A 13,490-nucleotide genomic window follows, 5' to 3' on the forward strand; every position below is an offset into this window, starting at 1 on the left:
ACGCAATGGCAGAAAGACAAGCGAAGGTTTTCCAGCTCGGCCGCGTATATACGAATTTGCTTTCAAAACCTCACCGAATAACGCTTGTTCTCGGCGAAGCTGCTGTTTACCAGAGCCTGGTTATGGAGGTTCGCATCACCTCTTAATAGCAATGCATGTGCCAAGAGGTGATTGCATCACCGGCTGTCTGTCGTATGGTAGCTGACACACCGTTTGTCCTCAAGCTCGGCGCAGCAATCGCTTTCGAATAGAGGATATGGTGAAAACTCAGGTCAGATGATAGAAAAGCCAGAGGTAATAGATCCGCCTGTTCGGATTAGTCTTGGCGGACGGTTTTTTTGTGATTGTTCTTTCTCAATGCTGTCTCAGATTCTAAAAACTGCCTCACATCATGAATGCCTAACCCCATGGATCTAGCTTCTTGCATTAACATATGCCAATCTTTGTCCAAATCTTTTTTAACATGAGTTTTCATAGTAACCTCCAATTGTATAAAATGTTTTCCTGCAACATGCGGGCAATAACACCAGCCGGCGCAATGATGAGGCGAGTACAACAAATTTCACACATAGTTGCTCGGTGTTCACAAACTGAAGGAAAAACCACCTACCTATTCCCTAAAAAAATGACTAATATAACCAATGAATCTTATTTATAATAATAAACAATTAAATACTGACTGGATAGTATGTAAATGAAAATAAATCATTTAGCCTATTAAAAATGACCCCAGAGAAACCGAATAGCATAGGCGTTCAAAGAAATAAATACCGCTAAAGATTGATCCGTTGTAAGATAAGGGTAATCATGCCGCCTGGAGAAAAATATGAAAAAAACAAATTTAAAATGAAAAGAGAAGCAACATTTGAAAGTTTTATAGACGCTGGCTTGAACTTGTTGATTGACCGAGCGTATGATCCGGTTTCTGTAGAGGATATCAGCAGAGCAGCCGGGTACAGCAAAGGAGCGTTTTATGTCCACTTTGTCAGCAAGGAGGATTTTCTGCAGCATCTTCTCGAAAAACGCCAGATGAAAAAAAAGATCATCATCGGGTATCTTGATCAAATGGAGCGGGTTTCAGTGAAACCGCTGACATTGGACGAGGCTGCAAAACATGCCGCAGAACTGCTTTATTCCTATTACATAAATAAGCCGTCATGGGATATTACCTCATTTGCCATGAATATGCCGACGTATAAAGTCGTTCAGAGATGCAAGGCCTATGTCCGGCTGTACGAATTGTGGGTTGAGGAAAATGCGTTATATATTAAGTGGCTGAAGGAGAGAAAGCTGATTGACGCCTGTATTGATCCGGGATATACGGCTAAAATAATATGTGCAGTGCTTGACGGAATCATTAAACAAGCATATGTATTGGGACAGCCCGCCACATTCCGCAGCTTTTTAGACGCACTCTCGGTTTTTTTACTCTGGACAGAGAACATGTGAGGCCAAAAATGTTAAAAAGTTTTTCAGAAAGCGAGGAACATCAATGAAGTATAGAGAAATGATTATGTACATCATTATGGGGATTTTCACCACCATTGTGAACATCGCCAGCTTTTATATATTGGTAGAGATCATGAATATCGATTATAAAGCCGCCACTGTCGCCGCTTGGATTTTGTCCGTGCTGTTTGCTTACATCACGAATAAATTATATGTGTTTCAGCAAAAAACAGATGACCTGCAGAGCCTGTTGAAGGAGCTCACAGCTTTTTTCAGCGTTCGGGTTCTGTCTCTCGGCATTGATTTAGGCATGATGATCATTCTTGTCGGCCAGTTCAATACAAATGAAACCTTGGCCAAAATACTCGATAACGCGGTCATTGTTGTCGTCAACTATGCTGCAAGCAAATGGCTCGTCTTTAAAAAGGCAAAAGAAGAAGGCGTGTGACAGGGACATCGTTTCACGTAAAAAATAAGGGGAAATAAAAAAATAAAACCATGAAAGGTGATTGCACATGCGGGAAGAGCTAAAGGGGATATATGCAAGTGTATTCGGAGAAATAGAGGGAATACGGTTTTTTTTCGCACCTGGAAGAGTGAATCTGATTGGAGAACATACAGACTATAACGGCGGGCATGTGTTTCCATGCGCGCTGACAATGGGTACATATGCTGCTGTAGCAGAAAGAAAAGACGGTCTTGTCCGGATGTATTCTGACAACTTTAAAGAGGCAGGCATCAAGGAATGCAGCCTTGACGACATTCGCTATCAAAAAGAAGACGACTGGGCCAACTACCCGAAAGGCGTCATTTATGAATTTCAGCAAAGGGGCTATTCAATTCCCCATGGCTTTGACATCGTGTTTTCAGGGAATATCCCAAACGGGGCGGGGCTCTCGTCCTCCGCTTCGATTGAGCTGCTGATGGGAGTCGTGCTTCAAAGCTATTTTCACCCTGAAGTGGAGGCGCTTGAGCTTGTAAAAATGGCGCAGCATGCGGAAAACACATTTATCGGTGTCAATTGCGGGATTATGGACCAATTCGCGATCGGAATGGGCAAAAAACATCATGCGATGCTGCTGAACTGCGACACGCTGGATTATGAATATAGCAAACTCGATGTCTCAGGCCTCGCGCTCGTCATTGCGAACACGAACAAAAAAAGGACATTGGCAGACTCAAGCTATAATACGAGACGCCAAGAGTGCACTGACGCGTTGATTGATCTGCAAAAAGTGCTTGATATTGCCTCGCTGGGCGACATCAAGCCCGCTGAATTTGACGCGCATTCCAGCCTGATTCGAAATGAAACGAACAGACGCCGGGCAAAGCACGCCGTATATGAAAACCACCGGGCCATCAAGACGGCCGAGATGTTCAAAGAAAACAATGTAGATGAAATCGGGCGGTTAATGAAGGAATCCCACCTTTCATTGAAGGATGATTATGAAGTGACTTGCCCTGAACTTGATGAGCTTGTGTTTGCGGCGTGGGACCACGAAGGAGTCATCGGATCAAGAATGACGGGAGCGGGCTTCGGAGGCTGCACCATCAGCATTGTAAAGGATGCGTTTGTTGATGATTTTATCCAAAAGGTTGGCGACAGATATCAAGAAAAAACAGGTCTCAAAGCGGAATTTTATGTTGCTGATATCGGAGAGGGAGCGAGAGAACTAAAGGGGGAGTGACACATGAGTATCATTGAACATCTGGAACAGCTGCTAGAGTATGGCCTGGAACGAAAACTGATTTCGATCTGGGATCGGGAATATACGAGAAACCGTCTATATGAAGCGTTGGACATCAAACAACCCGAGCAGGTCTCCCGCACATGCATCAAGGAGGCCGAAAGCCTGCCGGACTTGCTTGCTCCCATTTACAAATGGGCGGAGGAAACCGGCCGAATGGAAGCGGATACAGACACGTATCGCGACTTGCTCAGCGCCAAGCTGATGGGATGTTTCGTACCTGCTCCATCCGAGGTCATTCGCAAGTTTGAAGAGACAAAAGCATTATACGGTCCAAAACAGGCGACAAAGGAATTCTATCAATATTCAGAGGATGTCTACTATATCCGGTCTGACAGGATCGCCAAAAATGTGCATTGGACGGTGCCGACCGAATATGGCGAACTGGAAATGACCATTAATCTATCAAAGCCTGAAAAAGACCCAAAAGCGATTGCCGCTGCAAAAGACCAAACGCAGACGAATTACCCGATGTGTTTGCTGTGTAAAGAAAATGTCGGATTTGAGGGCAGCGTGAATCATCCAGCCCGCCAAAATCACAGAATCATTCCGGTTATCCTGAAAGGCGAAGAATGGTATTTGCAGTTTTCGCCATACGTCTATTATCCTGAGCATTGCATCGTCTTAAAGGGTGAACATGAACCGATGGAGATCAGCAGAAAAACATTTGAAAGGCTGCTGTCATTTCTCGGGCAATATCCGCATTACTTTATCGGATCAAATGCGGATCTGCCGATTGTCGGCGGCAGCATCCTGAGCCATGATCATTTCCAAGGCGGGGCACACGATTTTCCGATGGCGCGTGCGGAAGCGGAGGATGTATATGAATTACATGATCATCCCGGTGTGTCGTTGGGCTTAGTGAAGTGGCCGATGTCGGTTCTCAGGCTCCAAGGAGACAAACCGGATCATGTCGTTGGAGCCGCTGATCATATATTCCGCACATGGCAAACGTATTCAGATGAAAAAGCCGGCATAGCCGCTTATACAGACAGTACGCCCCATAATACGGTTACGCCGATCGCGCGGCGCAGGGGTGGCTTGTACGAACTCGATATCGTGCTAAGAAACAACCGGACGGATGAGGAGCATCCGTTAGGAATCTTTCATCCTCATCAGGACGTTCACCATATTAAAAAAGAAAATATCGGCCTGATTGAAGTCATGGGATTGGCGATATTGCCGGGCCGTTTACAGGAAGAAATGAAAGAAACGGCAGCGGCGCTGTGCTCTGCTGATCCGGAAACAGCCTTAAAACAAAATCCGCTAACGGCAAAGCATAAGGACTGGGCGCTTCGGCTGATGGAAAAAAGAACGATAACAAGAGAGAATGCCGATCAAGTGATAAAAGAAGAGCTTGGACATGTATTCGCTCGGATTCTTGAACACGCCGGTGTATTTAAACAAACTCCGGAAGGAAAACAGGCCTTCAAAAGGTTTATTGATCATTTAGGCGTGAAACCAATCAAAAGCCTCAACCGCTAGGGTTGAGGCTTTTTCAATTTTATCGCAGAACAAACGCCCAAAGCACTGACGCTTTGGGCGTTGTCACTCTTATCCTCTTTTTCTCGCTAACAGGCTTACTAGGAATACAACAATGGCAGCGCCGATCACCGCTGGGATAATGGCAAATCCGGCTAGGTTCGGCCCCCATGTGCCAAGCAGTCCGTGTCCGATCCAGGCGCCGATAAGACCCGCGATCATAGACCCGATAATTCCTCCTGGCATATCTCCTTTCACAAACAGGCTGCCAAGCCATCCGATAATAATAGCGACAATAAGTGAAATGATAAAACTCATCGTGCAACACATCCTATTTTGAATTTATTTGCTTATAACATACCTCTGTTTGGTGTAAGCTAAACCATTGGATGCTCTCTTAATAAATGGGAACAGTTTAGAGCATATCGCCGCATGATTAAGCCTTTCCTTTCAAAAATCCGTGCGTTAAAATGGTAATCGTGTGAAAAGCTGCTAGACAAGGAAAAATTAATTCCTAACTAGAAAGTTTAACAAAATGAAGTTTTTGATTGACCTAAGTTTTTTATTGTGGTAAACCTTTATTTGTCAGAATCAGTTTATCATCATCTTTTCTTACTTATATGCGGAAATAACTAGAAACTTTTCATCTTAAGCGATAGATGTGAATAAAGTTGGAGCAATTTTTGTCGATTTTATGACATTTAAGCGAAAATGGGATGAAGTTTAGAAAAAAATAAAGCTAATAAGTGAACTTTTTGATAGCATAACAAAGTAGAGAAAAGATTTTGAGGAAGTATGCACTCAGATTTATTACATCAATAGGAAGGATGGTGATCTTCTTGTTCAGAGCATTAAAACCGTTGCTTGTATTAGCGATGTTAACTGTGATTTTCGTCCTTGGGGGATGCAGCAATGCTTCAGTACTAGATCCGAAAGGGCCTGTAGCTCAACAGCAAACTGATTTAATCCTGTTATCTATCGGATTTATGCTGTTTATCGTCGGGGTCGTCTTTGTTCTATTTACCATTATTTTAGTAAAATACCGCGACCGTAAAGGCAAAGATAATGGATCTTATAACCCAGAAATTCATGGTAACACGTTCTTAGAAGTAGTCTGGACAGTGATCCCAATTTTAATCGTCATTGCACTTTCTGTGCCAACCGTACAGACGATATATTCGTTAGAAAAAGCTCCTGAAGCAACAAAGGACAAAGAGCCTCTTGTTGTTCATGCTACTTCGGTAGATTGGAAATGGGTATTCAGCTACCCTGAGCAGGATATTGAGACGGTCAACTACTTAAACATTCCTGTAGACCGCCCGATCTTGTTCAAAATTTCATCTGCAGATTCAATGGCTTCGCTATGGATTCCTCAGCTTGGAGGACAAAAGTACGCGATGGCGGGAATGCTGATGGACCAATACTTACAGGCTGATGAAGTGGGAACTTATGAAGGCCGCAATGCGAACTTCACAGGTGAACATTTTGCAGACCAAGAGTTTGATGTGAATGCAGTCACAGAAGAAGACTTTGACAGCTGGGTGAAAAAGACTCAGGATGAGGCGCCTAAGCTGACAAAAGAGAAGTATGATCAATTGATGCTTCCAGAAAATGTAGATGAATTAACGTTCTCTTCTACTCACTTAAAATACGTTGATCACGGACAAGACGCAGAATACGCGATGGAGGCGCGCAAACGCCTTGGCTACCAAGCCGTTTCACCGCACTCTAAAACAGATCCGTTTGAAAACGTAAAAGAAAATGAATTTAAGAAGTCTGATGATACAGAAGAATGATATTGATCAGGAAAGGAGGAAGCCCGCATGAAATTCAAATGGGACGAATTTTTCGTAACTGGTGACCCATTAATCCTGGGCGCACAAGTTTCCATTGCGCTTTCAACCATTGCCATCATTTTTGTACTGACTTACTTCAAAAAGTGGAAATGGCTCTGGTCTGAATGGATAACTACTGTTGACCATAAAAAACTCGGAATCATGTATATTATAGCTGCTGTAATCATGTTATTCCGCGGCGGTGTCGACGGTCTGATGATGCGTGCCCAGCTAGCGCTTCCGAATAACAGTTTTTTAGACTCAAACCACTATAATGAGATTTTTACAACGCACGGTACGATCATGATCATTTTCATGGCGATGCCGTTCTTAATCGGTCTTATCAACGTTGTTGTGCCTCTTCAAATCGGTGCGCGCGACGTTGCGTTCCCTTACTTGAACAACCTGAGCTTCTGGACGTTCTTCGTAGGGGCGATGCTTTTCAATATTTCTTTCGTTATCGGAGGTTCTCCGAATGCAGGCTGGACGAGTTACATGCCGCTTGCAAGTAACGAGATGAGCCCTGGGCCGGGTGAGAACTACTACCTCCTCGGACTTCAGATTGCCGGTATCGGTACCCTGATGACAGGGATCAACTTTATGGTCACAATCTTAAAAATGAGAACAAAAGGCATGACATTAATGCGTATGCCAATGTTCACATGGACAACACTGATCACAATGGTTATTATCGTGTTTGCGTTCCCTGTGCTTACAGTAGCTTTAGCACTTTTATCATTTGATCGTTTGTTCGGCGCTCACTTTTTCACACTGGAAGCAGGCGGTATGCCGATGCTTTGGGCTAACTTGTTCTGGATTTGGGGACATCCTGAAGTATATATCGTTATTCTTCCGGCGTTCGGTATTTTCTCTGAGATTATTGCAAGCTTTGCGAGAAAACAATTGTTTGGTTACACAGCGATGGTCGGATCTATTATCGCCATCTCCGTATTGAGTTTCCTAGTTTGGACTCACCACTTCTTCACAATGGGGAACAGTGCGTCCGTTAACTCATTCTTCTCAATTACGACAATGGCCATCTCAATCCCGACCGGGGTCAAAATCTTTAACTGGCTCTTTACGATGTATAAAGGCCGAATCAGCTTTACAACGCCTATGCTGTGGGCGCTTGCGTTCATTCCTAACTTCGTCATCGGCGGGGTGACAGGGGTTATGCTTGCGATGGCAGCAGCGGATTATCAATATCACAATACGTACTTCCTTGTATCTCACTTCCACTATGTGCTGATCGCGGGTACTGTATTTGCTTGTTTCGCCGGATTTATTTTCTGGTATCCAAAAATGTTCGGCCACAAGCTGAACGAAAGAATCGGAAAATGGTTCTTCTGGATCTTTATGATCGGTTTCAATGTATGTTTCTTCCCGCAATATTTCTTGGGGCTTCAAGGCATGCCTCGCCGTATTTACACATACGGACCGAATGACGGCTGGACTGCATTGAACTTTATCTCAACTGTCGGAGCTTTCATGATGGGTGTAGGATTCTTAATCCTTTGCTATAACATCTACTACAGCTTCCGCTACTCCACTCGTGAAATCAGCGGGGATTCATGGGGTGTGGGACGTACGCTTGATTGGGCGACTTCTTCTGCGATTCCGCCGCATTACAACTTTGCGGTGCTTCCTGAAGTCAAATCTAAGGATGCGTTCCATCAGATGAAAGAAGAAAAAATAGAGTTATACCCTGAAAGCAAATTCAAGAAAATCCATATGCCAAGCAACTCAGGCAGACCGTTCCTTATGTCTGTTGCCTTCGGTATCGCCGGCTTTGGACTTGTCTTTGAATGGTACTGGATGGGCGTAGTCGGATTGATCGGAGTCTTGCTCTGCATGGTTCTGCGTTCATTCGAATACGACAACGGCTACTACGTTAGTGTTGATGAAATAAAAGAGACGGAAAGAAAGATTTCCGAATAAGGAGGCGTGAGTTATGGAACATGCAGAACACGGCAATTCTAACGCGCCTATGGAATATCAATCTGAAACCGGCAGACTTAATATTCTCGGGTTTTGGATCTTTTTAGGGGCAGAAATTGTGTTGTTCTCAACACTATTTGCAACCTTCTTCGTTCTTCAAAACAGAACAGCAGGAGGTGTCTTACCGGACGAACTGTTTGAAGTGAATCTGGTAATGATTATGACGTTCTTGCTGCTTATCAGCAGCTTTACCTGCGGGATCGCTGTTCATGAAATGCGCCGTGGAAGTTTAAAAGGCGTCGTCATTTGGACAATTATCACTCTTCTTCTCGGTGCCGGCTTCGTCGGTTTTGAGATTACCGAGTTTGTCCACTATGTACATGAAGGAGCATCTCTCGGTACAAGTGCGTTCTGGTCTGGATTCTTTGTTTTACTTGGAACTCACGGAACTCACGTAACAATCGGTATTTTCTGGATTATAGGGATTCTGATTCAGTTGAAGAAACGCGGCTTAACTCCGCAAACTTCATCTAAAATCTTTATCTCAAGCTTATACTGGCACTTCTTAGATGTTGTATGGATTTTCATCTTTACGGGTGTCTATCTCATGGGATTGGGGGGTCTGTAAAATGGCAAACAAATCTGCTGAACACAGTCACTTTCCATGGAAGCACATTGTAGGATTTGCCCTGTCTATCGTTTTGACCCTGCTGGCTCTATGGGTTGCGGTGTATACTGAATTGAGTCCATCTGCTAAACTTTGGATCATTTTCGGTTTCGCCTTCATTCAGGCGGCGCTGCAGCTTCTCATGTTCATGCACATGACAGAGAGCGAAAACGGCGGTATCCAAGTCGGAAACACGCTGTTCGGATTCTTTGGCGCGATCGTCATCGTTCTTGGATCCATCTGGATTTTCGCGGCTCACTATAATCATGGTGACCATATGGATGGAAATCCTCCTGAAGGCGCTGAACACTCAGAGCATTCAGGCCACCACGAATAATACAAAAACCCTCTTCGTTAGAAGAGGGTTTTTTGCTGTCTTTAGCTGCTGCTTCGCTTTCTTCGAAGATACGGAAGACCGTAAATGATAAATGCGGCGATATGAGCGACAATGACATTGACGGCAAACAAGATAATCATGAGAGTGTGTCCTAGTGGAGAAAGGCTTTCAGTTGCGTAAAAGAAGAAGAATACCCACATTAAGATAATTGGTGGAATTGCTGAGAGTGCGACTTTTTTGTTATCAAGCCAAATAAAGAGAGGCGTTGCGCTGGCAACCAATAAATAAGCAAAAAACATGTCCATCATACCCATCTCCTTTCATTTTGTGATAACGTTTACAAAAATGAAATAGAGGAACTGAGTTGTGTCTGTTTTATGATTGTTTTGTGAACATTCTGTTAAAATTATTATACCATGTTTTCCAGAAATTGATACATGTTTTTGCGGAAATGGTCTGGACCCATCGTCTTATTTTTTTAGATTCATTCGCTAGGAGAATGTATGGACACGTAACTCAGATTCTATTTTAGGAACACCGAGTTGATCAAACGATTTGAGATTAAAGCACGCACTTTTATATTAGTACGTTAACCTAACCCATTGAAATGGGTTTTTTATTTGGAAAGTTTGATACCAATCGAAACATTTCGGTTTATGATACGTCTTATCTCGTGTAGCTGAAAAAGCGCCGTTGTGCGCACAAAAAACATAAATGGAAACGAGCTTCACGTGTCATCTTGAACGTGGTTCATGTATAATAAACATTAGTGATTTTCCGATGAAAAGGTAAGGCGGGATAGAATGAGTCGATATAAGAAACAGCAAAACCCCTTTTACCAGGGGGATTTGATTTTTATATTTGGTGTGTTTTTTATCATTAGCGTTGTGGCGATTTATGCTGCCGGCCAATTTGGGCAGTATGGTGATAATGCTTGGATGAAACAAATTATTTATTATGTTTTGGGAGCGGTCGCCATTTCGGTCTTGCTATATTTCGATTTGGAGCAGCTCGAAAAACTTAGTTTATATGTATTTTTATTTGGAATTCTGCTTCTCTTGATATTGAGAGTCAGTCCTGAGTCTATTGCGCCAGTGAAAAACGGTGCGAAGAGCTGGTTTCAGTTCGGTTCTGTAACGTTACAGCCCTCTGAATTTATGAAAATCGGCCTCATGATGATGGTAGCCTCAGTCATTTCAAAGGCAAGTCCTAAAAAAATCCGATCACTCAGAGATGATGTCCATCTTTTATTGAAGATTGCAGGTGTATCAGTAGTACCAATCGGACTTATCCTTCTTCAGGATGCTGGTACAGCCGGGATATGTATGTTTGTTGTGATTGTCATGATCTTTATGTCAGGAGTTAACTGGAAGCTGATCGCGATCATCGGCGGTTCAGGTGCCTTATTTATTTCTCTTATCTTGTTAGTTATGATTAATTTTCCTGATGTTGCTAAATCAGCGGGTATTCAAGAGTATCAAATCAAGAGGGTTACATCTTGGGTTTCTGATTCAAACGGAACAACTCAGGAAGATGCAAATAGCGGCTGGCAGGTAGATCAGGCCGTTATGGCTATCGGTTCAGGCGGCATCCTCGGAAATGGTGTTCACAATTTGAAGGTGTATGTCCCAGAAGGACAGACCGATTTTATCTTCGCCATTCTGGGAGAAAGCTTCGGATTCATAGGCTGTGCGATTGTCGTCATCATGTTCTTTTTCTTAATCTACAGGCTTGTCGTTCTGATTGATAAGATACATCCGTATAACCGTTTCGCATCATTCTTTTCCGTTGGGTTTACGGCGTTAATCGTGATTCACACGTTCCAGAATATCGGTATGAACATCGGCATTATGCCTGTTACCGGGATTCCGCTGCTGTTTGTCAGCTACGGGGGAAGCTCCACGCTATCCACCTTAATTGGCTTTGGGATTGTGTATAACGCAAGTGTACAGCTGACGAAATACAGAAGTTATCTCTTTAATTCTTAATATGCAGACAGCCTTGGCAGAGGCTGTCTTTTTTGTTGTAGAGCATTTTGCTTTTGAGTTCACTTTTTTTCGGATATGATAAAAAGAGATAAGGAGGTTCTTGTGATGAATAACACAATTGAAACCATTTTGAATCATCGGTCGATCCGGTCTTTTACTGATCAGCTTTTGACAGCTGAAGAAATTGATATATTAGTGAAAAGTGCGCAGGCTGCGTCTACGTCCAGCTACGTGCAGGCGTATTCCATTATCGGTGTTTCCGATCCTGAGAAGAAACGTGAGCTGTCTGTGCTTGCAGGGCCTCAGCCTTACGTAGAGAAGAACGGGCACTTTTTTGTATTTTGCGCGGACTTGTATCGCCATCAACAACTTGCTGAGGAAAAGGGCGAACATATTTCTGAGCTGCTTGAAAATACGGAAATGTTTATGGTCAGTTTGATTGACGCGGCGCTGGCAGCGCAAAATATGAGCATTGCCGCAGAATCAATGGGGCTTGGCATTTGTTATATCGGCGGCATTCGAAATGATCTGGACAAAGTGGCAGAGGTGCTGCAAACGCCTGACCATGTGCTTCCGCTTTTCGGTTTGGCAGTAGGCCATCCTGCGAACCTTTCCGGCAAAAAACCGAGACTGCCGAAACAAGCTGTCTACCATGAGAATACGTACAATGTAAACGCAGACGATTTCCGCGAATCCATGAACGCGTATGACAAAACGATTTCTGATTATTATAGAGAAAGAACCAACGGTCAGCGGGAAGAAACATGGTCTGATCAAATTTTGAACTTTATGAAGCAGAAGCCGCGCACGTATTTAAATGACTATGTGAAAGAAAAAGGCTTTAATAAAAACTAAAGCAAACCTCTCCGTTCGGAGGGGTTTTTATGTTTCACGTGTAACATATTCCGACAAATACAGACACGCTGTCACAAATAAATGGCGAATGATCGGGAGACACTGATAAGCGGTGTGAGCGGTTTTTGAGAAAAAATAAGGGATCAGTGATACGATGAGGATGAGGTGGTAGGGATGATTTCATTAAGTATATTAGATCAATCTCCAGTATCAGAGGGCAGCTCTGCAGAAACAGCATTACAGCAAACTGTTGCGCTTGCACAGGCTGCTGAGGATTTTGGATATAAGAGATTCTGGGTTTCTGAGCATCATTTTTCAAAGCGGCTGGCTGGATCAAGCCCAGAGGTGCTGATCAGTCATATAGCGGCGAAGACGAAACGAATCCGTGTGGGGTCAGGCGGTGTCATGCTGCCCCATTACAGCGCATACAAAGTAGCTGAGAATTTCCGTGTGCTGGAGGGGCTGACACCGGGAAGAATTGATCTTGGGCTTGGAAGAGCACCGGGGGGCATGCCGATTGCCTCATGGGCGTTGAATGACGGCGGGAAGCGCAATGCTAATCAATATCCGCAGCAAATCAAGGAGCTGACGATGTATTTGCATGATTTGGCGGATGATAAACACCGTTTTCCGAATCTGACGGCGGCGCCGCATGTTTCGACCGCGCCGGATGTGTGGCTGCTCGGCTCATCTGGAGAAAGCGCGCTGCTCGCCGCTGAGTCAGGCGCTGGCTATATGTTTGCCCACTTTATCAATGGAGAGGGCGGAGAAGAGACGGTCAGACAGTATAAGAGACGATTCAAGCCGTCTGTGTTAGGAGACATGCCTCGAGCTGCAGTTGCTGTATTTGTTCTTTGTGCTGACACTGAGGAGAAGGCAGAGGAGCTTGCGGCAGTGCTAGATTTCACGATTTTGGCGGGGGAGCAGGGCATCCCTTTAGAAGGAGTTCCTTCGTATGAAGCTGTTCGGGAAAATACGTACTCACCGTATGAACAGAGGCGAATTGCTGATAATCGAAATCGAATGATTGTCGGCACGAAAGAACAGGTGAAGGAGCAGTTGTTAGCTTTGAGTAAGGCGTATGGAACAGAGGAAATCATGGCGGTGACCATTACGCATCATTTTGAAGATAAGCTCCATTCTTATCGGCTATTACAGGAAGCATTTGCGAATTAATCTGAAAAGCCCCGC

General features: G+C 44.0%; 14 protein-coding genes and 1 pseudogene. 12 read left to right on the forward strand and 3 right to left on the reverse strand.

The genetic code is table 11. The features are described 5' to 3' along the window. The first annotated feature begins 5 nt into the window (after positions 1-5). Positions 6-146: a hypothetical protein gene (locus tag BV11031_RS22730; protein WP_162985568.1), complete on the forward strand. Its 141-nt coding sequence runs from the start codon at positions 6-8 to the stop codon at positions 144-146. 170 nt (positions 147-316) lie between these two features. Here BV11031_RS22730 and slrA read toward each other — a convergent pair whose 3' ends face one another. Beyond that, positions 317-475 carry a transcriptional regulator SlrA gene (gene slrA / locus BV11031_RS20440; RefSeq protein WP_010329041.1) on the reverse strand — a complete coding sequence of 53 codons (159 nt, stop codon included), beginning with the start codon at positions 473-475 and terminating at the stop codon, positions 317-319. 332 nt (positions 476-807) lie between these two features. Between slrA and BV11031_RS20445 the strand changes: the two are divergent. The 4 genes and pseudogenes from BV11031_RS20445 to galT all read left to right on the forward strand — a co-directional run bounded on the left by BV11031_RS20445 (position 808) and on the right by galT (position 4,682). Then, positions 808-1,496, forward strand: a pseudogene (locus BV11031_RS20445) (TetR/AcrR family transcriptional regulator). 17 nt (positions 1,497-1,513) lie between these two features. Next, positions 1,514-1,897, forward strand: a complete 384-nt coding sequence (locus BV11031_RS20450; protein WP_026014464.1) for a GtrA family protein — start codon at positions 1,514-1,516, stop codon at positions 1,895-1,897. A gap of 67 nt (positions 1,898-1,964) precedes the next feature. Further along, positions 1,965-3,137: a galactokinase gene (locus tag BV11031_RS20455; protein ID WP_010329038.1), complete on the forward strand. Its 1,173-nt coding sequence runs from the start codon at positions 1,965-1,967 to the stop codon at positions 3,135-3,137. Positions 3,138-3,140: 3 nt separating this feature from the next. After that, positions 3,141-4,682, forward strand: a complete 1,542-nt coding sequence (gene galT / locus BV11031_RS20460) for a UDP-glucose--hexose-1-phosphate uridylyltransferase (protein ID WP_010329037.1) — start codon at positions 3,141-3,143, stop codon at positions 4,680-4,682. 69 nt (positions 4,683-4,751) lie between these two features. On the opposite strand, the gene BV11031_RS20465 is transcribed toward galT, so the two are convergent. Further along, entirely contained in the window at positions 4,752-4,997 is a 246-nt protein-coding gene (locus BV11031_RS20465; protein ID WP_003222176.1) for a GlsB/YeaQ/YmgE family stress response membrane protein, read from the reverse strand. Between the two features lie 512 nt (positions 4,998-5,509). On the opposite strand from BV11031_RS20465, the gene qoxA reads away from it, so the two are divergent. From qoxA to qoxD, 4 genes are read left to right on the forward strand one after another with little or no spacing between them, the layout of a single operon-like run. Next, the gene (gene qoxA, locus BV11031_RS20470) at positions 5,510-6,475 is read left to right on the forward strand and encodes a cytochrome aa3 quinol oxidase subunit II (RefSeq protein WP_082246315.1); all 966 of its coding nucleotides are present in this window, start codon (positions 5,510-5,512) and stop codon (positions 6,473-6,475) included. 27 nt (positions 6,476-6,502) lie between these two features. Beyond that, entirely contained in the window at positions 6,503-8,452 is a 1,950-nt protein-coding gene (gene qoxB / locus BV11031_RS20475; protein ID WP_010329035.1) for a cytochrome aa3 quinol oxidase subunit I, read from the forward strand. Positions 8,453-8,465: 13 nt separating this feature from the next. Continuing rightward, positions 8,466-9,080 (forward strand): cytochrome aa3 quinol oxidase subunit III, encoded by a 615-nt coding sequence (qoxC, locus tag BV11031_RS20480; protein ID WP_010329034.1) that lies wholly within the window; start codon positions 8,466-8,468, stop codon positions 9,078-9,080. A 1-nt stretch (position 9,081) separates the two neighbouring features. Further along, positions 9,082-9,456, forward strand: a complete 375-nt coding sequence (gene qoxD, locus BV11031_RS20485) for a cytochrome aa3 quinol oxidase subunit IV (protein ID WP_010329033.1) — start codon at positions 9,082-9,084, stop codon at positions 9,454-9,456. 41 nt (positions 9,457-9,497) lie between these two features. Here qoxD and ywcE read toward each other — a convergent pair whose 3' ends face one another. Continuing rightward, on the reverse strand, positions 9,498-9,764 hold the full coding sequence (gene ywcE / locus BV11031_RS20490; protein ID WP_081638379.1) for a spore morphogenesis/germination protein YwcE: 267 nt from the start codon (positions 9,762-9,764) through the stop codon (positions 9,498-9,500). A gap of 495 nt (positions 9,765-10,259) precedes the next feature. Here ywcE and BV11031_RS20495 point away from each other — a divergent pair, with 495 nt between their 5' ends. From BV11031_RS20495 to BV11031_RS20505, 3 genes are all read left to right on the forward strand, one after another. Beyond that, entirely contained in the window at positions 10,260-11,444 is a 1,185-nt protein-coding gene (locus BV11031_RS20495; RefSeq protein ID WP_010329031.1) for an FtsW/RodA/SpoVE family cell cycle protein, read from the forward strand. 105 nt (positions 11,445-11,549) lie between these two features. Beyond that, entirely contained in the window at positions 11,550-12,299 is a 750-nt protein-coding gene (gene nfsA / locus BV11031_RS20500; RefSeq protein ID WP_010329030.1) for an oxygen-insensitive NADPH nitroreductase, read from the forward strand. Between the two features lie 174 nt (positions 12,300-12,473). Beyond that, a complete protein-coding gene (locus BV11031_RS20505; RefSeq protein ID WP_010329029.1) occupies positions 12,474-13,475 on the forward strand; it encodes an LLM class flavin-dependent oxidoreductase in 1,002 nt (333 codons plus the stop codon). The last annotated feature ends 15 nt before the right edge of the window (positions 13,476-13,490 follow it).

It is taken from the genome of Bacillus vallismortis, assembly GCF_004116955.1.
Classification (GTDB): Bacteria; Bacillota; Bacilli; order Bacillales; family Bacillaceae; genus Bacillus; species Bacillus vallismortis.

Coding starts and splice junctions, on each gene's coding strand:
- BV11031_RS20465 (WP_003222176.1), bottom strand. CDS start 4,997: ATGAGTTTTATCATTTCACTTATTGTCGCTATTATTATCGGATGGCTT.
- qoxB (WP_010329035.1), top strand. CDS start 6,503: ATGAAATTCAAATGGGACGAATTTTTCGTAACTGGTGACCCATTAATC.
- galT (WP_010329037.1), top strand. CDS start 3,141: ATGAGTATCATTGAACATCTGGAACAGCTGCTAGAGTATGGCCTGGAA.
- nfsA (WP_010329030.1), top strand. CDS start 11,550: ATGAATAACACAATTGAAACCATTTTGAATCATCGGTCGATCCGGTCT.
- BV11031_RS20450 (WP_026014464.1), top strand. CDS start 1,514: ATGTACATCATTATGGGGATTTTCACCACCATTGTGAACATCGCCAGC.
- BV11031_RS20495 (WP_010329031.1), top strand. CDS start 10,260: ATGAGTCGATATAAGAAACAGCAAAACCCCTTTTACCAGGGGGATTTG.
- qoxC (WP_010329034.1), top strand. CDS start 8,466: ATGGAACATGCAGAACACGGCAATTCTAACGCGCCTATGGAATATCAA.
- slrA (WP_010329041.1), bottom strand. CDS start 475: ATGAAAACTCATGTTAAAAAAGATTTGGACAAAGATTGGCATATGTTA.
- ywcE (WP_081638379.1), bottom strand. CDS start 9,764: ATGATGGACATGTTTTTTGCTTATTTATTGGTTGCCAGCGCAACGCCT.
- BV11031_RS20505 (WP_010329029.1), top strand. CDS start 12,474: ATGATTTCATTAAGTATATTAGATCAATCTCCAGTATCAGAGGGCAGC.
- BV11031_RS22730 (WP_162985568.1), top strand. CDS start 6: ATGGCAGAAAGACAAGCGAAGGTTTTCCAGCTCGGCCGCGTATATACG.
- BV11031_RS20455 (WP_010329038.1), top strand. CDS start 1,965: ATGCGGGAAGAGCTAAAGGGGATATATGCAAGTGTATTCGGAGAAATA.
- qoxD (WP_010329033.1), top strand. CDS start 9,082: ATGGCAAACAAATCTGCTGAACACAGTCACTTTCCATGGAAGCACATT.